The 23,482-nt window shown below is 65.5% G+C and carries 24 protein-coding genes; 11 read left to right on the top strand and 13 right to left on the bottom strand.

Going from position 1 to position 23,482, the window contains the following annotated elements; translation table 11 throughout:
* Positions 1 to 146 precede the first annotated feature (146 nt).
* The 4 genes from phbB to NSO95_RS00725 all read left to right on the top strand — a co-directional run bounded on the left by phbB (position 147) and on the right by NSO95_RS00725 (position 2,719).
* A complete protein-coding gene (gene phbB / locus NSO95_RS00740) occupies positions 147 to 869 on the top strand; it encodes an acetoacetyl-CoA reductase (RefSeq protein WP_257594223.1) in 723 nt (240 codons plus the stop codon).
* Between the two features lie 90 nt (positions 870 to 959).
* A complete protein-coding gene (locus tag NSO95_RS00735; protein ID WP_257594222.1) occupies positions 960 to 1,892 on the top strand; it encodes an AraC family transcriptional regulator in 933 nt (310 codons plus the stop codon).
* A 3-nt stretch (positions 1,893 to 1,895) separates the two neighbouring features.
* Complete coding sequence (locus NSO95_RS00730) at positions 1,896 to 2,348, top strand: DUF4199 domain-containing protein (protein WP_257594221.1); 453 nt, start codon at positions 1,896 to 1,898, stop codon at positions 2,346 to 2,348.
* A complete protein-coding gene (locus NSO95_RS00725) occupies positions 2,345 to 2,719 on the top strand; it encodes a hypothetical protein (RefSeq protein WP_257594220.1) in 375 nt (124 codons plus the stop codon). Before NSO95_RS00730 ends, NSO95_RS00725 begins: the two co-directional genes overlap by 4 nt.
* 28 nt (positions 2,720 to 2,747) lie before the next feature.
* Here NSO95_RS00725 and NSO95_RS00720 read toward each other — a convergent pair whose 3' ends face one another.
* Positions 2,748 to 3,512: a helix-turn-helix domain-containing protein gene (locus NSO95_RS00720; RefSeq protein ID WP_257594219.1), complete on the bottom strand. Its 765-nt coding sequence runs from the start codon at positions 3,510 to 3,512 to the stop codon at positions 2,748 to 2,750.
* An 83-nt stretch (positions 3,513 to 3,595) separates the two neighbouring features.
* Here NSO95_RS00720 and NSO95_RS00715 point away from each other — a divergent pair, with 83 nt between their 5' ends.
* Entirely contained in the window at positions 3,596 to 3,829 is a 234-nt protein-coding gene (locus NSO95_RS00715; RefSeq protein WP_257594218.1) for a ribbon-helix-helix domain-containing protein, read from the top strand.
* Here the strand turns inward: NSO95_RS00715 and NSO95_RS00710 are convergent.
* Genes NSO95_RS00710 through murA form a run of 3 tightly spaced genes read right to left on the bottom strand, consistent with a single transcriptional unit; the run spans position 3,826 to position 5,958 of the window.
* Positions 3,826 to 4,332, bottom strand: a complete 507-nt coding sequence (locus NSO95_RS00710; RefSeq protein WP_257594217.1) for a DUF305 domain-containing protein — start codon at positions 4,330 to 4,332, stop codon at positions 3,826 to 3,828. The two genes, NSO95_RS00715 and NSO95_RS00710, sit on opposite strands and share 4 nt — an antisense overlap.
* Before the next feature lie 56 nt (positions 4,333 to 4,388).
* A complete protein-coding gene (locus NSO95_RS00705) occupies positions 4,389 to 4,616 on the bottom strand; it encodes a hypothetical protein (RefSeq protein ID WP_257594216.1) in 228 nt (75 codons plus the stop codon).
* Positions 4,617 to 4,674: 58 nt separating this feature from the next.
* Positions 4,675 to 5,958 carry a UDP-N-acetylglucosamine 1-carboxyvinyltransferase gene (gene murA, locus NSO95_RS00700; protein WP_257594215.1) on the bottom strand — a complete coding sequence of 428 codons (1,284 nt, stop codon included), beginning with the start codon at positions 5,956 to 5,958 and terminating at the stop codon, positions 4,675 to 4,677.
* Positions 5,959 to 6,243: 285 nt separating this feature from the next.
* Here murA and NSO95_RS00695 point away from each other — a divergent pair, with 285 nt between their 5' ends.
* Positions 6,244 to 7,143, top strand: a complete 900-nt coding sequence (locus NSO95_RS00695; protein ID WP_257594214.1) for a UTP--glucose-1-phosphate uridylyltransferase — start codon at positions 6,244 to 6,246, stop codon at positions 7,141 to 7,143.
* Between the two features lie 233 nt (positions 7,144 to 7,376).
* Positions 7,377 to 8,294 (top strand): beta-1,6-N-acetylglucosaminyltransferase, encoded by a 918-nt coding sequence (locus NSO95_RS00690; RefSeq protein WP_257594213.1) that lies wholly within the window; start codon positions 7,377 to 7,379, stop codon positions 8,292 to 8,294.
* Positions 8,295 to 8,342: 48 nt separating this feature from the next.
* Here NSO95_RS00690 and NSO95_RS00685 read toward each other — a convergent pair whose 3' ends face one another.
* The 9 genes from NSO95_RS00685 to NSO95_RS00645 form a co-directional block, all read right to left on the bottom strand.
* On the bottom strand, positions 8,343 to 10,103 hold the full coding sequence (locus NSO95_RS00685) for a flotillin family protein (protein ID WP_257594212.1): 1,761 nt from the start codon (positions 10,101 to 10,103) through the stop codon (positions 8,343 to 8,345).
* 36 nt (positions 10,104 to 10,139) lie between these two features.
* Entirely contained in the window at positions 10,140 to 10,784 is a 645-nt protein-coding gene (locus NSO95_RS00680) for a YqiJ family protein (protein ID WP_257594211.1), read from the bottom strand.
* Between the two features lie 434 nt (positions 10,785 to 11,218).
* On the bottom strand, positions 11,219 to 11,956 hold the full coding sequence (locus tag NSO95_RS00675) for an SDR family NAD(P)-dependent oxidoreductase (protein WP_257594210.1): 738 nt from the start codon (positions 11,954 to 11,956) through the stop codon (positions 11,219 to 11,221).
* Positions 11,953 to 13,254 (bottom strand): cytochrome P450, encoded by a 1,302-nt coding sequence (locus NSO95_RS00670; protein WP_257594209.1) that lies wholly within the window; start codon positions 13,252 to 13,254, stop codon positions 11,953 to 11,955. Before NSO95_RS00670 ends, NSO95_RS00675 begins: the two co-directional genes overlap by 4 nt.
* Positions 13,254 to 14,792, bottom strand: a complete 1,539-nt coding sequence (locus tag NSO95_RS00665; RefSeq protein ID WP_257594208.1) for an acyl-CoA synthetase — start codon at positions 14,790 to 14,792, stop codon at positions 13,254 to 13,256. The genes NSO95_RS00670 and NSO95_RS00665 overlap by 1 nt, the downstream gene beginning before the upstream one ends.
* Before the next feature lie 149 nt (positions 14,793 to 14,941).
* On the bottom strand, positions 14,942 to 15,697 hold the full coding sequence (locus NSO95_RS00660) for a M23 family metallopeptidase (RefSeq protein WP_257594207.1): 756 nt from the start codon (positions 15,695 to 15,697) through the stop codon (positions 14,942 to 14,944).
* A 45-nt stretch (positions 15,698 to 15,742) separates the two neighbouring features.
* Positions 15,743 to 16,546, bottom strand: a complete 804-nt coding sequence (locus NSO95_RS00655) for a ferritin-like domain-containing protein (protein WP_257594206.1) — start codon at positions 16,544 to 16,546, stop codon at positions 15,743 to 15,745.
* Positions 16,543 to 17,016, bottom strand: coding sequence for a peroxiredoxin (locus NSO95_RS00650; RefSeq protein ID WP_257594205.1), 474 nt, complete (start codon positions 17,014 to 17,016; stop codon positions 16,543 to 16,545). Before NSO95_RS00650 ends, NSO95_RS00655 begins: the two co-directional genes overlap by 4 nt.
* Positions 17,013 to 19,727, bottom strand: coding sequence for a bifunctional [glutamine synthetase] adenylyltransferase/[glutamine synthetase]-adenylyl-L-tyrosine phosphorylase (locus NSO95_RS00645; protein ID WP_257594204.1), 2,715 nt, complete (start codon positions 19,725 to 19,727; stop codon positions 17,013 to 17,015). The genes NSO95_RS00650 and NSO95_RS00645 overlap by 4 nt, the downstream gene beginning before the upstream one ends.
* A 94-nt stretch (positions 19,728 to 19,821) precedes the next feature.
* On the opposite strand from NSO95_RS00645, the gene NSO95_RS00640 reads away from it, so the two are divergent.
* From NSO95_RS00640 to NSO95_RS00625, 4 genes are all read left to right on the top strand, one after another.
* On the top strand, positions 19,822 to 21,492 hold the full coding sequence (locus NSO95_RS00640) for a M28 family metallopeptidase (protein ID WP_257594203.1): 1,671 nt from the start codon (positions 19,822 to 19,824) through the stop codon (positions 21,490 to 21,492).
* 38 nt (positions 21,493 to 21,530) lie between these two features.
* Positions 21,531 to 22,499: an agmatine deiminase family protein gene (locus NSO95_RS00635; protein WP_257594659.1), complete on the top strand. Its 969-nt coding sequence runs from the start codon at positions 21,531 to 21,533 to the stop codon at positions 22,497 to 22,499.
* Positions 22,500 to 22,533: 34 nt separating this feature from the next.
* On the top strand, positions 22,534 to 22,656 hold the full coding sequence (locus NSO95_RS00630; protein ID WP_257594202.1) for a hypothetical protein: 123 nt from the start codon (positions 22,534 to 22,536) through the stop codon (positions 22,654 to 22,656).
* A gap of 73 nt (positions 22,657 to 22,729) precedes the next feature.
* Positions 22,730 to 23,479, top strand: a complete 750-nt coding sequence (locus NSO95_RS00625; RefSeq protein WP_257594201.1) for a DUF1223 domain-containing protein — start codon at positions 22,730 to 22,732, stop codon at positions 23,477 to 23,479.
* Positions 23,480 to 23,482: the final 3 nt, after the last annotated feature.

Here is a 23,482-nt window from a genome sequence, read left to right as displayed (position 1 = left end):
GGTTGGGCGGGGGAGTGGGCTGGCACCGAACGCGAATACCTACGCATTCGTATTTCCAGACCCCGCGCCAGCGGGGTTTTTCTTTGCCTGCCGCGCAGCCTCGCCTAAGGCTGACGCTACGTAAAACACAGCATGGGACAGGATCTATGGCACGAGTGGCAATCGTAACCGGCGGGACGCGCGGCATCGGCGAGGCGATCTGCCAGCGGCTCAAGCGGCAGGGGCACACCGTCGTCGCCAACTATGCGGGCAACGAAGAGAAGGCCAAGGCCTTCACCAAGGAAACCGGTATCCCCGCCTATAAATGGGACGTCGGCGACCACCAGGCCTGCCTCGACAGCTGCGCGCAGGTCGAGAGCGATTTCGGACCGATCGACATCGTGGTCAACAACGCCGGGATCACCCGCGACGGCACTCTTCACCGGATGAGCTACGACGATTGGCACGATGTGATGCGGGTCAACCTCGGCGGCTGCTTCAACATGGCCAAGGCGACCTTCCCCGGCATGCGCGATCGCGGCTGGGGCCGGATCGTCAATATCGGCAGCATCAACGGGCAGGCGGGGCAATACGGCCAGGTCAACTATGCCGCTGCCAAGAGCGGCATCCACGGCTTCACCAAGGCGCTGGCGCAGGAAGGCGCGAAGTTCGGGGTCACCGTCAACGCCATTGCGCCCGGCTATATCGACACCGACATGGTCGCCGCCGTGCCCGCCCCGGTGCTGGAGAAGATCATCGCCAAGATCCCCGTCGGCCGCCTTGGGCAGGCCGAAGAAATCGCGCGTGGGGTGGCCTTCCTCACCTCCGAAAACGGCGGCTTCATGACCGGCTCGACCATGAGCATCAACGGCGGCCAGCATATGTATTGAGGGGATGGGGCGATCCGGCATGCCCAATTGCGCAAGATCTGTGTGGTCGGCACGTTTGACCCGCGACGAGCGGCTTGCGAATAGCGGCAAGTGGCATCGACGGCATCGAATACGACCGCACAGCAGGTCTTCGGCGAACGGTACGAACACCGCATTGCCCGGGCGATCGCGTATATCGAGGAGCGCCTGCACGAACCGATGACGCTGTCCGGCCTGGCCGCGATCGCATGCCTTTCCCCATTCCATTTCCACCGCGTGTTCCGGACCCTGACCGGCGAGTCGGTTCGGAGCTTCGTCGAGCGCCGCAAGCTCGAACGAGCGGTCGGCCTCGCCCGCAAGGGTCACTCGTGGAAGTCCGCCTCGGCCGCTAGCGGCTTTCGCTCTCCGGTCAGTTTCACTCGCGCATTCAAGCGAGTATACGGCACGACGCCGACCACCTTCGATCTGGAGGGCTGGTGGGCCGCGCGCGGCGACCGGGAAGCGGCGGGTGCGATCTCCGCCTTCTTCCTGCGCCCGCCGCCTCCGCTGGACCCCGATTTTGCGGTCGAGTTGAGAGAGCGACCCGCCGCACGTCTGGCGGTCGCGCGGGTATGGGGCGGCTACCTCGCTCCGGACCGGCTGGTCGCCGCCTATCAACGCCTCAGGGATTGGGCCGACGCAGCGGGCATCGCGACCGGCGGCGGGCGCATCGCCGGTGCCTCGCGCGACGACCCCGATCTCACCCCGCTGTCGCGCTGTCGCTACGATTTCATGATCGAACTGCCGTGCGATGTCGTCCCGCCGCCCCGTTTCGCGCTGGCCGAGCGGGCGGCGGGCCTGTGGGCGATCACCCAAGTGCAAGGCGATCTGGCGGCGGTGGACCGGGCCTGGTCGATGTTGTTCAAGAGCTGGCTTCCCGCATCCGGCCTCGATCTGCGCGATGCACCGGTCGAGGAAGTCTACCGCCGGCTGCCCGAGGATATCGGCTGGTCGGCGTTCGATCTCGAATGCTGCGTGCCGGTAGCTATTCCGGAAAGGGGGTAAGCGATGTCGTTTGCAAGAACCACGATACTGGCTGGGCTGCTGTCGGGCGGCGGCGCGGCGGGGTGGACGCTGTTCGAATATGCCATGGGCTGGCACAACGAGCGGCTCGAGATCGGCGCGATCACGGGCTTTGTCGGGCTGGTTTTCCCGATCCTGGCCATCGTCCTCGCGCTGAGATCGCTGCGCCGCGATGCCGGCGGCGTGCTGTCCTGGCGCACCGCGCTGGCGGCGGGGCTGGCAATCTCCGCCATCAGCGCGGCGATCGGCTTCGTCTTCTTCCGCACCTATTATTCCGTCATCAATCCGCAGTTTGTGACGGCGATGCGCGCGCGCGGGCAGGCGGTCGACGTCGACGCGCAGCTGGCAGCGGTGGTTGCGGGCTCATTCGTGGTCGGGCTATTGATCACGGTGACAACCGCGCTGATCATGCGCAGGAGAGGGAGCCCCGTCCGATGAGCGAGACCTTCGACGCCATTTTCGCACGGCTCCGCACGATCATGCTCGAAGCCGCGCCCACCATGGTGGTCACCGATGACAGCGCGACCAATCTGACGCTGAAAACCGACTGGATCGAGGCGCGAACCGGGCAGCCCGCCTGGTTCGGGTGGATCGCGATCAAGAAGTCCTACGTCGCCTATCACGTGATGCCGCTCTACGTCCTGCCCGATCTCGAAGCTGCGGTGCCCGAGGGGCTGGCGAAACGCCGACAGGGCAAGACTTGCTTCAACGTGAAGATCCCTGACGAGGCGGTGTTCGCCCATTTGCGCGAACTCACCGAACGCGCAGCCCGGATGGAGCCGGAACTGCGCGCCGCGATCGGCGCATGACGCGCGATATCAATCCCGGGCCTCGGCCCTAATCGATCACGATCCCGACCACTTTCCATGCCCCGTCTTCCCACACCAGCGAGAGCGTCTCCGTCTGGTCGGCACCGCTGGCATAGCGCGAGCGGAACTTGATCAGCTGATAACCCTGCGGCGGAGCGGGGACGAATTCATTGGCGATCAGGTCGCGGGTCAGCATCGCGCCCAGCGGCGAGCGGACCATGGTCGATGCTTCGGTCCAGCGCTCCAGTGTATTGAGCTGGCGGAACTGGCTGCCGGTCGCGGCATAGCTATCGGCCCAGCGCCCTGCGTCCACCAGCTCGAGAAAGGCTTCGGCGGCGCGGGCTGCGGCAGCGGCATCGGCTTCGTCGCTCGCCAGATTTGCGGGCGCGAGCGAAGTGGGGAGGACGTTGAGCGGTGAAGCGGGCAGCAACAGCGCGGCAAGGATGAGGGACATGGCAAGAACTCCCGATGCGATCAGGGCGAAGCGGCGCTTCGTCCACCGCCCGGATGGGGCGGATGCCGCAGCGTTTGCCTCGGTTGGTGCACTCGCGGCTTCCCCCAAAAGTCTGTCCCCCAGCAATTGGGGGTCGGCCGTCTCGGCTTCGAGCAGGCGCCGTGCGGCCTCGCGGCTGCTCGACACCGAGAGCTTGCGCCGCGCCTCGCGCAGCCGTTCGTTGACGGTATGGACCGAGAGGCCGAGTTCGCGCGCGCTCGACTTCGCGTCGTGCCCGCGCACGATCAGGCGCAGGGTTGCCTTCTCCTTGTCGGTCAGCATGTCGATCCCGGCGTTCATGAGACCGGACTAGGACTGCCCCAGTCTGCCTGCCACCCCAAAAAATTGATGGTCCGGCTGGCCGCACGGGCTAAGCTGGCGCGATGACGCCGCCCTACCACCCCCCGGTCAAGCGTTCGGTCGAGATCGCCGGTCACAAGACCTCGATCAGCCTCGAACCGCTGTTCTGGGACATGCTGCGCGCGGCGGCGGAGGCCGAAGGCCTGCCGGTCAACGCACTGGTGGCGCGCATCGACGAGGAGCGTATCCGGGCCGAGAACCCTTGCGGCCTCGCCGGGGCGGTGCGGATATGGCTGGTGGCGCGGTCCCGGCGCTAGCGCGCCGGTGCGGGTTCGGCGGCCCGATTTCCGTCCCTCTCGAGATCAGCGATCAGCGCATCCATCTCCGCGATTTCCCGCACCTGCGCATCGATGATCTCGTCGGCGAGCTTGCGCACGCGCGGGTCGGAGATCGCTGCCCGGCGGCTGGTCATTATCGCGATCGAATGGTGCGGGATCATGGCCTTCATATAGCTCATGTCGTCCACCGTCTGCTGGCTGCGCACCAGCCAGAGCGATCCGGCAAACGCGATGGTCGCCGCGCCCAGGATCAGCAGGTTCCACTGCAGGCGGCGATACATGCCCCACATGAACAGCAGCATCACCACCGCCATGGCGGCACCCATGACCACCGCCATCCACAGCCGGGTCTGGCTGAACCAAACATGCGAAAGCTGATATGTGTTGAGATACATCAGCCCGTACATGATGACGGTCGAGGTGGCGATCATCGCGAAGAAGCGACCATAGCCCATGCCGGTGCTGGCTGAATCGTGAGGCATACAAGGAAAAGCGGGCGAAACCGCGAAAGGTTCCGCCCGCATTACCCACAATGGGGTCAGTAGTTCGACGGCGGATCGCTGGCGGGGAAGCTCTGGTCGCTTTCCTCGTCGGTTTTCGACCATGCACGTTTGGGTTGGTCGCGCATCGCGTCTGGCCCAGAGTCGCGGATCGTGGCGCTACCCTGATTCCCGGCGAAGGCCGCCCGCGACCCGTCGCGGTTCTTCTCGTAATATTTGTATCCGGCGTAACCGATCGCGCCGAGCGCTGCGAGTTTGAGTAGCATTGGATATCTCCTTATGCCCAACCAACGGTCGGGCGCGGAGAAGGGTCCGGGGTAATCGTCAGTCGTCGCCGACGCGTTCGATATCCGCGCCGACCAGCTGGAGCTTCTCCTCCAGCCGCTCGTAGCCGCGGTCGAGGTGATATAGCCGCCGCACGGTGGTTTCCCCCTCGGCGGCGAGGCCCGCGATAACGAGGCTCATCGAAGCGCGCAGGTCGGTCGCCATCACTTCCGCCCCTGTGAGCCGCGCCACGCCCTGTACGATCGCGGTGCGGCCCTCGGTCTCGATATTCGCACCCATCCGCGCCAGTTCGGGCACATGCATGTAGCGGTTCTCGAAGATCGTTTCCTTGAGCACGCTGGTGCCTTCGGCCAAGCACAGCAACGCCATCAGCTGCGCCTGCATGTCGGTCGCGAGGCCGGGATAGGGCGCGGTGGTCAGGTTGGTCGCCTTGAGCGGCCCATTTGCCGCGACGCGCACCCCGCCTTTCACTTCCTCGACCTCGCAGCCGATCGCCTGCAGCGCGTGGAGCGTGGCCTGCATTTCCTCCGCCTTCGCGCCGGCGAGCGTCACATCTCCGCCGGTGATCGCCGCCGCGCAGGCGTAGGAGCCGGCCTCGATCCGGTCCGCCATCACCCGGTAGGTCGCGCCGTGCAGCCGCTTCACGCCGTGGATCGTCAGGTCCGAGGTACCGATCCCTTCGATCTCCGCCCCCATCGCCACCAGCATGTTGCACAGATCGACGATCTCGGGCTCGCGCGCGGCGTTGAACAGTCGGCTGGTGCCGTTGGCGGTGGCCGCCGCCATCAGTGCGTTCTCGGTCGCGCCGACCGAGACCACCGGGAAGTCGAAATCGCCGCCGGGCAGACCGCCGTCGGGCGCGATCGCCTTGACATAGCCCGCCGCCAGCTCGATCGTCGCGCCGAAGGCTTCGAGCGCTTTGAGGTGCAGATCGATCGGGCGGTTGCCGATCGCGCAGCCACCGGGGAGCGAAACGGTCGCCTCGCCCATCCGCGCCAGCATCGGGCCGAGCACGAGGATCGAGGCGCGCATCTTGCGCACCAGATCGTAGGGCGCGACCGACGAGGTGATCCGCGTCGCCTCGAGGCTCATCACCCGCCCGAAATCCTCCGGCCGCGAACCCTGGATCACCGTGGTCACCCCGAACTGGTTCATCAGGTGCTGGAACCCGTCGATATCGGCAAGGCGCGGCAGGTTGCGCAGCGTCAGCGGCTCGTCGGTCAGCAGCGCGCAAGGCAGCAGGGTAAGCGCGGCGTTCTTCGCGCCCGAGATGGGGATGGTGCCCGAAAGGCGATTGCCGCCGCGTACGATGATCTTGTCCATGTCGAAGCGTTTAGCCGGATTCAGGGCGCGAGCAAGCGGGGTGGTGCGGGTTTTGGTTCACGCAGAGTTCGCAGAGAAAAGGAGAGACGCAGAGGGGTCGTGCCGAGCCGAAGGCTCAAGCAGAGTCGGCGACTTCGCGTTATGACGCAACCAGAGAAAATGGATCGCGGCTGCGCCGCCCCGGCTCTTCTTCTCTGCGTCTCTTCTTCCCTCTGCGTCCTCTGCGTGAAACCCAAAGAGGACAACGGTTGACGCTGTAACAAACGCCTGCGATTCCCGGACGCCATGAGCAGCCCCGAACCGATCACGCCCAAACCCATCCGGAAAGCCGTGTTCCCCGTCGCTGGGCTCGGCACGCGGTTCTTGCCGGCGACCAAGGCGATCCCCAAAGAACTGCTGCCGATCGTCGACCGCCCGCTGATCCAGTATGCGGTGGACGAGGCGCGCGAGGCGGGGATCGAGCAGATGATCTTCGTCACCGGGCGCGGCAAGACCGCCATCGTCGAGCATTTCGACGTCGCCTACGAGCTCGAGACGACGATGGGCGAGCGCGGCAAGTCGCTCGACGTGCTGGCCCCGACCCGATTCACCCCCGGCGACATCATCACCGTGCGCCAGCAGGTGCCGCTGGGCCTCGGCCACGCAATCTGGTGCGCCCGCGCGATCGTGGGCGACGAGCCCTTCGCCATCTTCCTGCCCGACGAGCTGATGATCCCGCACGCCGGAGGATCGGGCTGCATGAAGCAGATGGTCGAGGCGTATCAGCAGACCGGCGGCAACCTGATCAGCGTGCTCGAAGTGCCGCAGGAGGAGGTCTCCAGCTATGGCGTGATCGACCCGGGTGCGCAGCTCTCGCCCGCGCTGACCGAAGTGCGCGGGCTGGTCGAGAAGCCGCCCGTGGCCGAAGCCCCGTCGAACAAGATCATTTCGGGGCGCTACATCCTCCAGCCCGAGGTGATGCGCGTGCTGGAAGACCAGGGCAAGGGCGCGGGCGGCGAGATCCAGCTGACCGACGCGATGGCGCGAATGATCGGCACCCAGCCGTTCCACGCGGTGACCTTCGATGGGCGGAGATACGACTGCGGCAGCAAGCTGGGCTTCGTCGAGGCGACCCTGGCGCTGGCGCTTGAGCGCGAGGACATGGGCGCCGAGGTGCGGGCAATGGCGCACAGACTGCTGCAATAGGAAAGCCGCCAGGACAGGCCGGGCGCCGCGCCAATCGCAAACGCATATTGTATCGGGCCAAGGCAATCGCCATCTGAACATACCGCCGTTGCGCCAATTCCCGCGCAATACTGTCTGGCGGCGTCTCTTTACGATCAGAACTTCCTTTGATTGGCTTTCCTGAGACAGGAGAAGCAATCGCCGTGCGCGGGCCACAGGCAGCCGCGCATGGGCGATCCCGAAGGGTCTGCCTGATGATTGCCTATTTCCTGCTCGTGCACCGCTATCCCAAGCAATTCAAACGCCTGTTCAAATCGATCTACACCCCCGGCAATCAATATGTGATCCACATCGACAAAAGCTCCGGCGCGGCTCTGGCCGAGGACATCGCCAGCTTCCTGTCACCCTATCAGGGCGTCGAGATCCTCGAGGCAAGGGACGCCTTGTGGGGCGGATACAGCCTGGTCGATGCCGAGCTGCGCGGGATGGCGCGCTTGCTCGACATGGACGACGGCTGGACGCACTACATCAATCTGTCGGGCCAGGACTTCCCGCTCAAGAGCCAGGAATACATCCGCCAGTTCTTCGCCGCCAATCCCGGAAAGCAATTCATCCGCGCGCTCGACCAGCCGCGCGAACGCCCGGATACGATGAACCGGATCAGTCATATGTTCGTCGAGGAGGATGGCCGGATGACCGCCACCGGCGTGGCACGGCCCTTCCTCAGCGGCGACAGGCCTTTCATCGGCACCCAGTGGAAAGCGGTGACCCGCGGTTTCTGCGCCTTTGTCTGCCACGATCCGCGCGCCGATCGGTTCAAGGATTTCTACCGCAACAGTTTCATCGCCGATGAAGCGTTTTTCCAGACCGTGCTGATGAACAGCAGCGGTCACGGCGCCGTGATGAACGACGACCTGCGGATGATCGACTGGGTGCCGGACGGCGATATCAAGCTGCGCCCGCGCAACTACGGCATGGGCGATCTGCAGCAGCTGGAGCGAAGCCGCGACCTGTTCGCCCGCAAGTTCGACGCCGAAGAGGATGACGCCGTCCTCACCTCGCTCGAGCGCCACCTTCTGACGCCGCGCGGATCGATCTACCGCAGCCCGCCCGCAACGCCGGCGGTGGTTCGGTCCGATTCGGCTCCGGTTCCGGTTCTTGCGGCCGCGTGATGGGAGCGAAGAGCTCCGCGCCGGATAGGCGCGGAGCTCGCGGTTGGCCTAATCGTCTTGAGCGTTCCCCCCGGCCTTCGCCTTTACGGGCTTTGCCGCAGGCTCCGCTTTCGGACCGGTTTCCATCTTGGGCCTGGAAGGCTCCGATCGGGTTTCGGTGACCTCTGGTTCGGAATTGCTGCTGATCATCGAAGCGCCCTTCGCGAGATTCTCCAGCGAGCTGCCGTCCAGCCCCAGTTCCTTCATCAACCCGTCGAGCACCGGCGCCTGCGCACGGTAGGCGAGCGCGGCGCTGACCGCGTCGGTTGCCAGGTTGCCCGTGCCGCCGCCGGCCGAGGAAGCGCCCGATTTCCCGCCGCCGTTGGTGAGCCCGTCGACCTGCACGATCTTGATCGAATCGATCGCTTCCATCGGCTTGGCGCTCTCGCGGATCACTTCGGGCAGGACCTTGAGCAACGCCATTTTGGTCTGCAGGCTGATCTGGTCCATCGACAGGATATTGGCCGCCTCGTTGATCGCGCGCTGGCCTGCCGCCTCGACCTCGAACCGGACCCGCGCCGCTTCGGCACGCAGCTTCTCGGCCTCGGCCTCGCCCTCTGCCTCGCGGCGGATCGCTTCGGCCCGGTTGGCGGCGGCATCGCGTTCGGCTTCGGCGTCGACGCGGATCTTGATCGCATCGCGCTCGGCCTGCTTGGCCGCTTCGATCAGCTCGATCTTCTTGCTGCGTTCGGCGATCTCGCTTTCACGGCTGGTGGCGACCTGTTCCTCCGCCTGCACCGCCAGCGCGCGCGCGGCATCGGCTTCGGCCTTGGCCTGGCTTTCCTCGCGGCTCTTGTTCTGGACCGCGATCTGCTGTTCCTGCCGGGCGATTTCGAGCGCGCGGGTCTGGTCGATCCGGGCTTCCTCGACCAGCCGGTCGGCCTCGATCTGCTGCGCGTCGACCTGCTTCTTGGCTTCGATCCGCGCGGCATCGGCTTCGCGGGTGCGCTCGGCCTGTTCGCGGGCGATTTCGGACATCTGCGCGGCGCGGCGGATTTCAACCTCGCGTTCCTGCTCGAGCCGGGCGTATTCCTGATCGCGCTTGATCTCGAAGCTCTTCTGGTCGGCTTCGAGGTTCTTGGTCTCCATCTGCACGCGGGTGTCCTGCTCGATATCGTTGCGCAGTTTTTTGCGCGCCTCGATCTGCTCGGTCAGCTTGGTCAGACCCTCGGCATCGAACGCATTGTTGGCGTTGAAGTGCTCGATCGAGGTCTGGTCGAGCCCGGTCAGCGAGACCGACTCGAGCTCGAGCCCGTTCATCGCAAGGTCGTTGGAGGAAACCTGCTGCACCTTCTGCACGAAATCGGCGCGCTGTTCGTGCAGCTCGTTCATCGTCATGCCCGCAGCGACCGAACGCAGCGCATCGACGAACTTGCCTTCGACCAGATCCTTCAGCGCCTCGGGCTGCATGGTGCGCTGGCCCAGCGTCTGCGCCGCCATGGCGATGGCCTCGGAATCGGGCTTCACGCGGACGTAGAATTCCGCCTTCACGTCGATCCGCAACCGGTCGAGCGTGATCAACGCCTCGGCGTCGCGGCGGATGACCGAGAGCACCAGCGTGTTCATGTTGACCGGCATGGTTTCATGGAACACCGGCAAGACCAGCGCGCCTCCGTTCATCACCACCTTTTCGCCGCCCACACCGGTGCGGACGAAGGCGGTTTCCTTCGACGCGCGGTGGTACAGCTTGATCAGGAAGATGAAGATCGCGAGGACAGCGATCCCGCCCGAAACGACCATCACGGTTCCGGTGCTCAGCAGGTTTTCCATTTCGACTCCTTCAGTGTGAAACTTGGGGTTGCGGCATCATTCCGCCGGCGCGAGCCTGCGCTCGGAGACGGCGGTGCCGTAGAATGTCTGTCCTTCGCGGCGGACGAGCAGGACCTCGTCGCCCTCGAGCATCTCGCTCGCATCCTCGTGCGGCTCGACCATCACGTGGTGTGCGTGGCCGTGGCGGTCGTGTACCTTTGCGCGCGCGGGGGAGCCGCGTTTGGATGTGCCGGTCGAGATTGACGCCCGCCGCCCGAGCAGGCTGTCGAGCCCGACCGCGCTGGTCTCGTCCTGCGGCATGATCCGTCCGAGCGGACGCACCGCTATCGCAGTCGCTGGCACCGTCGCGACGAGCGCCAGCACCGAAGCCAGCAAGGGGTCGAGCGGCGCGCCGAGCAGCCCGTCCGCCATGCCCTGGATTCCGAAGCCGATCCCGGCGAACAGGAACAGGAAGGCGACCAGCCAAACGAAGAACGGCACCCGCCCGATCCCGAGCAGTGTGGTAACCGCGCCGCCAAGCCCAGCTGCCGAAGCCGGGTCGAGATTGCCAGCCAACTCCGCATCAGGCGCGGCGTCGGCATCGAACAGATCGCCGACACCCAATATCTGCAGCACCGCGAGCACGAGCATCAGACCGAGCGCGATCGTGAAGGGCAGATTGTAGTCTGCCAGCCATGTCATGGAGCCCACGGGTGCACTCCTCTTCCCGCCGGGAACAGGCCCGGCTCCTTGAAAAGGCAAAGCTTTTCTGTAGGGCTGGTGTAGCAGAGGATGCGGCGAACCGATATGGAAATCGGACATATCGAAGTCGAATTCCCGCTGATTTCGGAGTGCCGCCCGCGCGCTGGAAGCCCGGTGCCTGCGGGTTCACAAGAAACGTTTTCCTACACGTCGCGCGCTTGCTAGCCTCGCTACGGCTCTTTGAAACCCGTGAAGACACCGCGATCCGCGCAGGGAAAGTTCACAGCGGCCTTTTTCATCGCGCCAATGCGCAATTTTTGCCAATTCTCGGCTAAAATGCGCAGGCAACTCGCCCGCCCCCGCCCCGGTGCGCCATGCCGTTTTGGTGTCGCCTTAGTGTCGCCTTTCGCGCCCGCCTGGCGCAGGCAGGCCCGCTATTGCAGCGTCAGCCCGCCATCGACCACGATGGTCTGGCCGAGCACATAGGCGGCGAGCGGCGAGGCGAGGAACAACGAGGCGCCCGCCATATCGGCCGGGGTGCCCATGCGGCGCAGCGGGATGCGCTGCAGCGCGTCCTCCAGCCGCTTGGGGTGCTCGGTGGTGACCTTGGTCATCTTGGTCGCGACAAAGCCGGGGGCGATGCCGTTGACCCGGATGCTCTCGCCCGCCCAGGCTGCCGCGAGGTTGCGCACCAGCGCGACCGCCGCCGCCTTCGATGCGCCATAGGCCGGGTTGCCGATCGTCGCATGGAAACCCGCGGTCGAGCTGACGATCTGGAGCGATCCGCCCGCCGCTGCCAGCGCGCTGCGGAACTTGCGCGCGCAATCCATCACCGAGTTGAGGTTGACCTGCACGACCCGGTCCCACCCTTCGCGCTCGAACTCGGCGCGTCCATATTCGACCGCGCCCTGGCACAGCACGCAAATGTCGAGCCGCTCGAACCCCGGGGCGGCATCGACCTGCGCCGGGTCGGAGACATCGATCTGCGTGTAATGCAGCCCGGCGAGGTCCGAACCGTCCTCCTCTGCGTAGTCCTCGGCCGAGGCGCGGGTGCCCCAGACATGCACCTCGGCCCCGCGCGCGCGGAAGGCCTGCGCGATGCCGTTACCGATCCCACTCGACCCGCCGACAACGAGGGCGCGGCGCCCGGTGAAGTCGAGCGGGTCGGTCACGCCGGGATGAACCGCAGCGGCAGGGTCTTGAGCCCGCCGACGAAGGTCGATTTCGAACGCGCCGGAGGTCCCGCCAGCTCGACCGTCTCGATCCGGTCGAGCAGGGTCTCGAACAGGATGCGCATCTCGAGCCGGGCGAGGTGGAGGCCGAGGCACTGGTGCGCCCCTGCCCCGAACGCCAGGTGCCGGTTGGGGCTGCGCGCGGCGTCGAAGCGGCGCGGCTGTTCGAACACCGCCGGGTCGTGGTTCGCGGCGACATAGTTGATCATCAGCCAGTCGCCCTTGGCGATGCGCTGCCCGCCCACCTCGGTATCCTCTGCCGCGGTGCGCATGAAATGCTGCACCGGAGTGGTCCAGCGGATCGCTTCCTCGACGATGCCGGGGAGCAGCGAGCGGTCGGCCTTGACCTTTGCCCATTGCTCCGGGTCCTGCGCCAGGGCGAGCATCGCCCCGGCGGTGCTGGCGCTGGTGGTATCGTGCCCGGCGGCGGCGACGATGATGTAGTAGCCCATCATGTCGCGGTCGTTGAGCGGCGCGCCGTCGACCACCGCGTTGGCGATGGTGCTGGCGACGTCGCCGGTCGGGTTGGCGCGCTTCTGTGCCGTCAGCTTGGCAAAGTATGCCTCGAAATCGCGCACCGCCCCGGCGACGATCTGGGTGATGACTTCGGGCGGGAGGTCCTTCATCCCCGACTGGTTGAGGTCCTCGTCGGAGCCGCCGAACATCTGCTGGGTCAGCGTCAGCATGCGCGGCTCGTCTTCCTCTGGCACGCCGAGGATCTGCATCACCACATGCAGCGGATAGGGGGCGGAGACGATCTTGCAAAAGTCCAGCTCCGGCCCGGCATCAATCATCCGCTGGACAGTCGCCTGCGCGATGGCGCGGATTTCGTCCTCGATGGTGCGCAGGTTCTTGGGCATGAACCATTCCTGCGTCAGCTTGCGATACTTCATGTGGATCGGCGCATCGAAGGTGACCAGCGAAGCGACCATATGCTCGCTGCCGCCGCTGAAGGCCTTGGCGAACTCGATCCCCTCGGTCAGGCTAAAGACCACCGTGCGCGGGTTGTTGAGGAAGGTCGAATTGTCCTTCGATACGCGCATTGCGTCGTCGTAGCGGGTGAGCAGCCAGAAGGGCGGGTGGACCGCGTCGTCGCCGGAGTCGATCCACGCGACCGGCGCTTCCTCGCGCAGGCGGTCGAAGGTGTCGAGCAATGGATCCCAGTCGGCGTAGCTCTGCGGGTCTATCACTTCGCGCGCGGTGGCCGGATCGACGGCGGGCCTTTCCTGCGTCGCCATCAGACCGCCTCCTGCGCCTTGGCGGCGTACTCATCGCGCAGCTCGCGCTTGTAGAGCTTGCCATTGGCCTCGCGCGGCAGTTCGGGCCGGAAATCGAACAGGCGCGGCATCTTTACCCGCGACAACTGCCCGTCGAGAAATGCGCGCAGCTCGAGTTCGAGCGCCTCGCCAGCCAGCCCCATGTCGACCGGCTGGACCACCGCCACGACCTTCTCGCCCAGATCGGGGCACGGCGCGCCTATCACTGCCGCATCCATCACCTTGTCGTGGGTGATCAGCAGGTTCTCGATCTCCTGCGGGTAGATATTGACCCCGCCGGAGATGATCATGTGGCTCTTGCGGTCGGTCAGGTAGAGGAAGCCGTCTTCGTCAAGATGGCCGATGTCGCCCAGCGTCATCCAGCCCTTGGGATGCATCGCATCGGCGGTCTTTTCGGGATCGTTGTGATAGGTCGGCAGGATCTCGTTCTCAAAATAGATCAGCCCGTCTTGGCCCGTCGGAACCTCCTCGCCATCCGGCCCGCAGATGTGCAGCGTGCCGAAGATTGCCGGTCCGACCGAGCCGGGGTGCGCCAGCCATTGCTCGCTCTTGACCATCGTCATCCCGATCCCCTCGGACCCGGCGTAATATTCGACGATGATCGGGCCCCACCATTCGATCATCTCCTGCTTGACCGGGATCGGGCAAGGTGCGGCGGCATGGATGGCACGCCGGTGCGAGGAGAGGTCGTATTTCGTACGCACTTCCTCGGGCAGTTTGAGCATGCGGACGAAATGGGTCGGAACCCACTGGCTGTCGGTGACGCGGTACTTCTCGATCAGCGCGAGCGCGGCCTCGGGATCGAATTTCTCCATCATGACGACCGTTCCGCCCAACCGGTGGACCGTCGTGCACCAGCCCATCGGTGCGGCGTGATACATCGGGGCGGGGGAGAGATAGACCATACTCCCGTCGCTCGGCATGCCGGCACCCATCACCGCAAGACCGATAAGCGGGACCGGTGCCGCCACCTCGGGATCGGCCGGCGGCTTGGGCCGCACGCCCTTGGGCCGCCCGGTGGTGCCCGAACTGTAGAGCATCGCAAGGCCCGAAGCCTGGTCCGGGATCGGCTCGGCGGGCTGTGCCGCGAGCGCCGCCTCGAAATCTTCCTCGCCTTCCCCGCCAAGAATCAGGCACGGCATGTCAGGCGCGAGTTGCCGGACGCCCGGCACAACATCGTCGAACTTGCGCGACGTGATGAGCAGCTTCGCGCCGCTGTCTTCGAGAATATAGGCAATCTCGGGTGCGGTCAGGCGGGTCGAGATCGGCACCAGCAGGCAGCCGGAACGCTGCGATCCCCAGATGATATCGAAATATCGCAGGTGATTTTCCAGCAACACCGCATAGGCATCCCCGGGCTGCAATCCGCGCGACCGCAGCAGCTGAGCAAAGCGGTTCGCGCCGTCGTTCATTTCCCCATAAGTGACGATCTGGCCGGTGCCGGCCAGAATCACGGCCGGATGGTCGGGCTTCGTCTGCGCGTGAAGAATCGGATGCATGTTTCGAATCTCTCCCGTCGGGCCTCTCGCGGGCCGATTGGTTGTGAAGCGAAACCTACCGCTCCTGCTTCTTGCGGCAAGCAAAAAGGGCGCCGGATTGCTCCGCCGCCCTCGTGCATGGTCCGCGAAGACCCGAATGCAGTCGCGGGTTACTCGCCGCCCTGACCGCCTTCACCGCGCTCGAGAGCGAGCTGGGGATCGTTGTCCTTCATGTAAGGCACCGGATTGACCGCCTCGCCATTCACCCGGACTTCGTAATGCAGATGCGGGCCGGTCGACCGCCCGGTCGAACCGACGAAGCCGATCAGTTCGCCCTTCTTGACCTGCTGACCTTCGGAAACATTGAGGCGCGACAGATGAGCGAAACGGGTCTGCAAGTTACCGCCATGCTCGACCGAAATGTAGAGGCCGTAGCTGCTGAAGCGCTCGGCGCGGCTGACCACGCCGTCGGCGGTGGCATAGACCGGGGTGCCGGTCGGAGCGGCGAGATCGATGCCCTTGTGCGAACGGCGACCACCCAGAACCGGATGGGTTCGCATCCCGTAGTCGCTGGTCAACGTTGCGCGATCGAGCGGCATACGTGACGGGATAGAAACAGCAGCAGGAGCGGTGACGGTGCGGCGCTGCGGTGTGCCGTCGAGCGATTCCCACTGCGCGAAGAGTTCCGTGAAGTCCTCGTCACCATCGGCGATCCCGGTGGTTCCGACTTCCTTGACCGGAGCGGTAACGTCGGCCGCGCTGGCTGCGCTGGTGTTTGCAAGAGCAGGCGATGCCGCCAGCGATGCGAAGCCTGCAAGCGCGATGCCGAGGTATTTCGTGGCACGCGAAATCGTAAAAGCGACCAATGACCCGTCCTTGTTTTCCGCCCCTTGGAGGAGCTTGGCGGTGGCAATTCGTTCGGCCATGGAACCCCGCATGACCTTGTGCATTGTGGGTTTGACGCCAGAATTTCAGGACGCAAGGCTTTGGTAGAAGTCTAGCGACAGACCGCCTGCGAACCGCGCTGAGTCGTTGAACGGCGGCTTAATGGCTCCGCGAAAGTGCTTTTTCACAAGGCATTGCCATAGGTTTTGTGGCGTGATTCCTGCAGCCTCGCAATGACCGATAAAGTGCTTGGTGCCGAAACCGACGTGGCGAATCTCGTCGTCAAGGATTCTTTCCAGGATTCGAGCGCCATTGCAGTCGCCCTGCGATTTTACCCACTCAATCGTTTGCGGCGTGACATCGAGACCGCGCGCCTCGAGTACCATCGGAACGATTGCGAGGCGCGCCGCGACATCGTGGCTGATCTCTTCGGCCGCCTGCCACAAGCCGCCGTGCGCCGGAAGTGCGCCATACTGGCTGCCGAGCGAACGCAGCTTGCGGTCGAGCAAGGCGAAATGCATCGCCTCGTCTGCTGCGACCGACAGGAAGTCGTCGGCGAAATCGCGCTTCATCCCAGCTCCGAACCGCCCGACGATATCGAGCGCCAGGTCGATCGCGACGAATTCGATATGCGCCAGTGCATGCCACAAGGCGATGCGGCTGCCCTGCGACCCGGCCTTGCTGCGCCGGGGCATCTTGCGCGGCGCGAGCAGCTCGGGTCGCTCGGGACGTGCCGGCCGGTCGGGCATCGGTACGTCGAAAGCGAACTCAAGCCGTCCGAGCCGCCACTCGCGCGCGACATACCGGGCGGCGAACACCTTGGCAGCCGGGCCAGACGTGAGCAGCGCCGACCTGATGGCCCGGGCAATGGTCGGCGGCCCTTTACTCAAAGTGCCTGCGCCGCCGCGAGCACTTCCTCCGCATGGCCCTTGACCTTCACCTTGTGCCACGCCTGCGCGATATTGCCCTCGACATCGAGCAAATAGGTCGAGCGCACCATGCCCATGTAGGTCCTGCCGTACATCGACTTTTCAGCCCAGATGCTGAGCGCGTCGGACAGCCCGCCCTCTTCCGCGTCGGTCGCGAGCTGGACCGTGAGGCCGTGCTTGTCGATGAACTTGCGATGCTTCGTGGGCGGATCCTTGCTCACCCCGAGCACGGCACACCCGGCCTGCTCGAAAGCACCCATCAGCGCAGAGAAGTCCTTCGCTTCGCTGGTGCAGCCCGGGGTATCGTCCTTGGGGTAGAAGAACACCGCCAGCTTGCGCCCCCTGAAGTCCGATGGCCGCACGGTGCCACCGTCGGAGGTTTCCATTGCGATGTCGGGCATCGGGCCGCCTGCGGGGGTGAAAGCGCTCATCGATCGATCTCCAGTTCCTGTTCGAAGGTGCGGTTCCATTGCTCCGCGACGCAGAGGCGCGCCGTTTCCAGACCGCTCATGTGCCCGGCACTGTCGGTGCATCCGCAAATCCGCGCAAGGGTTTCGGCGGCGCCGGGATGCGGCGGTTGCAAATCCCCGGCGAGAAGCCGGGCGGAAACGAGTGTGCGCGCCTGCAGCTCGTAGGCCTCCAGCAGCTCGGGCCCGACCAGCCCCAGCTCTGCGAGCCGCGCAATCGCAGTGCCGAGATGGGGATGCAGCGCATCGCCTTCGCGCAATTGCAGGTAATGTACTATGAATTCGATATCGACCAGCCCGCCGCGCAGCAGCTTTATGTCGAGCGGGCCGCGCGGGGGCTTGTGACCGGCCATCTCCGCACGCATCGCCAGCACATCCTCGCGCAGCTTTGTGTCATCGCGCGGCGATGCGAGGATCCGCGCGATGATGCCGGCGAGCTCTTTTCGCTCGCCGGCGCTGCCGCCCACCACCCGGGCGCGGGTGAGCGCCATATGCTCCCAGGTCCATGCATCTTCGCGCTGGTAGCGTTCGAAGCTGTCGAAGTTGACCGCGAGCGGCCCTTGCGCGCCTTGCGGCCGCAGCCGGGTGTCGACCTCGTACAGCGCCCCTTCGGCGGTCGGCACGCTGAGTGCCGCGCTGACCCTCTGGGCCAGCCGGTTGAAATAGAGCGTCGGGCCGATCGGGCGCGCGCCATCGCTCTCGCCGTCGAAATCGCCGCTGAACAGATAGACGATATCGAGATCGGACGCATGGGTCAGCGCCCCGCCGCCAAGCCGCCCGAGGCCGATGATCGCCATGCGCTTGTCGGCAAACCGCCCGTGGACCCGGGCGAACTCGGCTTCGGCTGCGTCCACGGCGAATTGCAGCCCGGCCTCGGCAAGCCGTGCTAGGGCCGCTGCCACATCGAGCGGGTCCTGCGCACCGGTGATCAGCTGCACACCCAGCGAAAAGCGTGTCTCTCCGGTGACGATCCGCAACCGGTCGAGCTTTTGCTCATAATCCGCCTCCGCTCCGTGAGCATCCATCGTCGCAATCAATGCGGCCACATCGCCCGGCAGTTCGAGCGCGCTGCGGTCGATCAGGGTATCGAGCAGTTCGGGCCGTCGCCCGAGCGCGTCCGCCAGCGGGTTGGCGAGGGTCAGGATCTTGACCAGCAGTTCGAGCAGGCCGGGACGCGCCTCGATCAGGCGGAACAGATTGACCGCGCTGGCAGCGGATTCGAGCAGTTGCTCCCACCTGACGAGCGCGCGCTCCGGGTCGGGCGCTTCGGCCAGCGATTCGAGCAAGGCGGGCCGGATCGCCTCGAATGCTGATAACGCTGCCGAGCTGCGCAGCGTGCGATAGCGGCCATCGCTCCAGCCGCGCACCCGCTCGGCGGTGGCCACTGGATCGGCGAATCCCAACTGGCCAAGTTCGTCGGACAAGCTTGAAGCGCCCCTACCGCTGGCCGCGCGCTCGACATCGATCAACCGGTCGAACCGCTCCGCCACCGGGTCGGTCAGCGCGCGGCAATAGGCAAGGAATGCCGGCGCATCGGCGAAGCCGGTAAGGCGGGCCACCTGATCGAGCGCATCGCCCGAAGGTATCGAATGGGTCTGGCGATCTTCGACCATCTGCAGCCGGTGTTCGATGCTGCGGAGCCCGTCGTAGCAATCGCCCAGCGCCAGCGCGTCATCCGCGGCGACGATACCCGCATCGGCCAGCGCGTCGAGCGCCGCGCGTGTCCCGCGCTGCCGCAAGGATACATCGCGCCCGCCGTGGATCAGCTGGTGGGTCTGGGCGAAGAACTCGACCTCGCGGATGCCGCCGCGACCCTGCTTGAGGTTGAACCCGGGGCCGGGCTCGCGCGGACCGTCGTAGTTCGCGCGGATGCGCTCGGTGAGCCGCTCAATCTCCTGGATCGCCCCGAAATCGAGACTGCGCCGCCAGACGAAGGGCCGGATCGCGCCGAGAAAATCCTTCCCCCCCGCGATATCGCCCGCGCAGGCGCGCGCGCGAATATAGGCCGCTCGCTCCCAGGTGAGCGCGCTCGATTCGTAATGGGTCAGGGCGGCGTTGAGCGGAACCGCGAGCGGGCTGACCTCGCTCGCCGGTCGCAACCGCAGGTCGACGCGGAACACATAGCCTTCGGGGGTAATTTCCGACAGCATCTGCACGATCTCGCGGGCATAGCGCTGCGCCGCCTCCCCCGGATCGTCGCGCTCGCGCCGCGCAAGTGTTTCGGGATCGAACAGCAGGATCGGGTCGATATCCGAGCTGTAATTGAGCTCGCGGGCACCGTGCTTGCCCAGTGCGAGGGCGATGAAGCCGTCCGGCCCGGCCCCCTCTACCCGCCGGCCGATCACAGCGCGGATCGCAGTGTCGAGCGCGCGGTCGGCAAAATCGGACAGTTCTGCAATGACCCGGCCGACCGGAAATGCCCCGGCGAGATCGCCTACCGCCAGCGCCGTCGAAAGCGCCAGCTTTTCGCGTCGCAGGGCGACTGCGGTATCGCCCGTCTCCCCGCCGCGCGACCGGGCGAAAGACAGTGCAGCCTCTCCCTCGCCCCGTCCGAGCAGCTGCGCCAGATCGGGCTGGCGCTCGAGCGCACGGGCAAGGAACGGCGAGAATTGCCGCGCGCGTGCCAGGGCATCCTGCCAGTTCGCTTCCATCCCGCCTGCAGTGCCTGCCCGCATCGCCGCGCGCAAGCATTGCGCTTGCGGGAGGTCTATCGCTTTGCAATGGAAGGCCAATCGAGAAGTTCTGAACAATTGGCGAGAGGCCATCCCCATGATCCGCACATTTTTCGTCGCCGGTGCCGCCATCGCGCTCGCCGCATGCACCACAGTTTCCGCGCCCGGACCCTCCGAAGTCGGTGCAGGCGATATCTCGCTCAAGACGATGCAGACTGCGGTCAAATCGCTCGCGTCGGACGAATTCGAGGGGCGCGGCGTCGGGACGGTGGGCGAAGAAAAGACCGTCAGCTACCTGATCGAGCAGTTCAGGCAGGCTGGTCTCCAGCCCGGCAACAAGGGCCATTGGGTGCAGGAAGTGCCGCTGGTCGAGATTACCGGAAGCAACTTTGCCCCGCTCACGATCACCGGCGGCCAACAGGCGTTGAGCTTCAAGGACGGCAGCGACTGGGTCGGGGTCAGCTATCGCGAAGCCGCCAAAACCCGAATCGAGGACAGCGAGCTCGTGTTCGTCGGCTATGGCATCAACGCGCCCGAGAAGGGCTGGAACGACTATGCCGGCATCGACATGAAGGGGAAGACGGCGGTCATCCTAGTCAACGATCCGGATTACGAGACGCAGGGCTTGGAAGGCGAATTCAACGGGCGCGCGATGACGTTCTACGGGCGTTGGACCTACAAGTTCGAGGAAGCCGCGCGCCAAGGCGCGACCGCGGCGATCATCGTGCACGACGAATTCCCCGCGGCCTATGGCTGGAACGTGGTCGAATCGAGCTGGACCGGGCCGCAGGCCTATGCCCAGAGCGCCGACGGCGGGGCCATCCAGACCGCGATGAACGGCTGGGTACAGAAGCCGGTCGCCGAGAAAATCCTGGCGAGCGCAGGGCAGGACCTCGGCGCGCTTTCGGCGGCCGCCAAGCGAAAGGGATTCAAGGCGGTTCCGCTCGGTCTCAAGCTGTCCACCAGCTTCGACAACGCCGTGCGCAAGTTTCAGTCGCAAAACGTCATCGCCATGCTACCCGGCAGCGAGCGGCCCGACGAATATGTGCTCTACACCGCGCATTGGGACCATCTCGGCCGCTGCGGCGCGAATGCTGCAGGCGACGACATCTGCAACGGCGCGATCGACAACGCCACCGGTACCGCTGCGCTGGTCGCGCTGGGTGAGGCGCATGCGAAGGCTGGCGCGCCTGCGCGGTCGCTGGTTTTTCTCGCGGTCACGGCGGAAGAATCGGGCTTGCTCGGCTCGGCCTATTATGCCGCCAATCCCGTCTTCCCGCTCGACCAGACGGTGGGCGGGGTCAACATGGATGCATTGTCGATGGCAGGCCCCGCCAAGGACGTGACCGTCGTCGGCGGCGGCAAAAGCATGCTCGATGGCTATCTCGACCGGGCACTCGTGGCACTGGGCCGCACGGCAACCCCCGAACCGACTCCGGAGAAGGGCTATTATTACCGCTCGGACCACTTCTCCTTCGCCAAGCGCGGCGTGCCGATGCTCTATATCGACGGGGGCGAAGACCTGATCGACGGCGGCAAGGCAGCGGGCGCGGCCTTCGCCAAGGAGTATACGGAGAAAGACTACCACCAGCCGAGCGACGCCTACCGTGAGGCCTGGCACTGGAACGGCGTGATGGCCGATCTCCAGCTCTACTACCGCCTCGGGCGTATGCTCGCGATGAGCGACGAATGGCCGAACTGGGTCGAAGGCGACGAGTTCAAGGCCGCGCGCGACGCCAGCTGCGCGGCGTCCGCCAAGGGTTGCTGAAGCCAAGGTCGGTGGAGCATCGCAGCGTGAGCACCCTCATGCCGTCCGAATGGGCGAAGCAGGACTGGTTGTGGATCGGTTTCCCGCACGATGCCGACGAATGGCCGGGCTATCTTGTCCAGGCGCAGGAGCAGATGGCGGCGTTCGCCAATGCGGTTGCCGAAAGCGGGCAGGAGGTTCGCCTGCTGGTTCGCAATGCGGCGAACGAAGCGCGCGCGCGGGCGCTGTGCACGGCTGCGGTAGGTATCGAACGACGTGCCTATGGCGATGTATGGCTGCGCGACACCGGGCCGCTGGTGCGGATTGACGGGACCGCGCTGCGCTGCCGCTTCAATGGCTGGGGCGGAAAGTATCTGATGGAGGGCGACCAGACCATCGGGGCCGAACTGGCGCGCGATGCCAGCTTGCCCGTCATCGAGAGCGACTGGATTCTCGAAGGCGGAGCGATCGACGGAGACGGTACCGGGCTGGTGGTTACGACCGAGCAATGCCTGCTCAATCCCAATCGCAACCCCGAACTGTCGCGGGCCGAGATCGAAAAGCGGCTCGAACGCGATCTTGGTTTCGACCGCGTGTTCTGGCTTGGCGACGGCTTGATCAACGACCACACCGACGGTCATGTCGACAACCTCGCACGCTTCGTCGGCCCCAATCGCCTCGCCTTGCCGCGCGCGACCGGCGCCGACGATCCGAATGCCGCAATCTACGCCGATGCGAAGGCGCGCGCGCTCGAATTCGGCGTCGAGCTGGCGGAGATTCCCTCGCCCGGGCTGGTGACGCGGGGCGGCCTGATCGAACCGGCCAGCTATGCCAATTTCGCCATCACCAGCCATCTCGTGGTGGTGCCGACCTTCGGCTCGGTCCACGATGCGGCCGGGGTTGCCGCAATTGCCGGACTTTTCCCCGATCGCGCGACCATCGGCCTGCCTGCCGATGCGGTGCTCGCCGGTGGCGGCGGCTTTCATTGTGCAAGCCAGCAGATGCCGAGGCTGGATATCGCTTCTTAAGCCATTGTTAGCGTCTGGGCGTGACAATGCCGCCATGGCCAGAACTGCCCTATCGATTTGGAACAACGAAGCGCAAGCGCTCGAAGTCCTGCGTTCGGCGCTCGTGCTGGGTTGCGGACTCGCCCTCGCCTTGGCGGGAACGATCCGGCCCTTCTGAAGCTCCCCGATGTAACCAGTCGCAGCGTACGACCGAACGAAGGGGTGAGGCCCCAGCCCTTCGGAGTCGCGCCATGAAGACGCCTGCACTGATTGCTGCCATTGCCATTACCGCTGCGGGTGTATGGGGCCTCAACCATTCATTCAGTTCTGGATCGTCGCCCAGAGCGACGAGCTTGAAGCTGGCGTCTTCCTCCGCTTCTCCCGTTCTGGTCGAACTGTTCACCAGCCAGGGCTGCTCCTCCTGCCCGCCGGCCGACGCGCTGGCCGAGAAGCTCGCGCAGGATCCGTCGCTGGTCGTTGTCACCCGGCCGGTGACATATTGGGATCGCCTCGGCTGGAAGGATACGCTTGCGCGCGAAGCAAACACGCAGCTTCAGCGCTCCTATTCGTCGCGCGGGATCCCCGGGGCGGGTGTCTATACCCCGCAAATCGTCATCGATGGCCGCGCGGGCACGGTCGGCTCGCGCGCGCGCGAGGTGCGCAGCCTCGTTCGCGATTCTGCGGCAAAACCCCATGCGGTGCTCAAAGTGGCAAAGCGCAAGGAAGGGGGATTCGAGATCTCGACCGGCGGTTCGAATGGCGGCGAACTGAGTCTGGTGGCCCTGACCTCGCATGTCAGCGTGGCGATCGGGCGCGGGGAGAATGGCGGGCGGAACGTGGGCTACAGCAACGTGGTAAGGGCGGAAACCAAGCTTGTTCCGGGCAAGAATGGCAGCTTCCATGTGGAGCAAGGCCAGCTCGAAACGAAGGGCGCGGACCGTTACGCCGTCATCCTGCGCGATCGCGCCGAAGGAACGGTCCGCGCTGCCCGATACCTGTGAAAG

Source organism: Parerythrobacter lacustris (assembly GCF_024626475.1).
Classification (GTDB): Bacteria; Pseudomonadota; Alphaproteobacteria; order Sphingomonadales; family Sphingomonadaceae; genus Parerythrobacter_A; species Parerythrobacter_A lacustris.
Note: the sequence above shows the minus strand (reverse complement) of the source record. Positions and strands in the feature narration are given on the sequence as shown.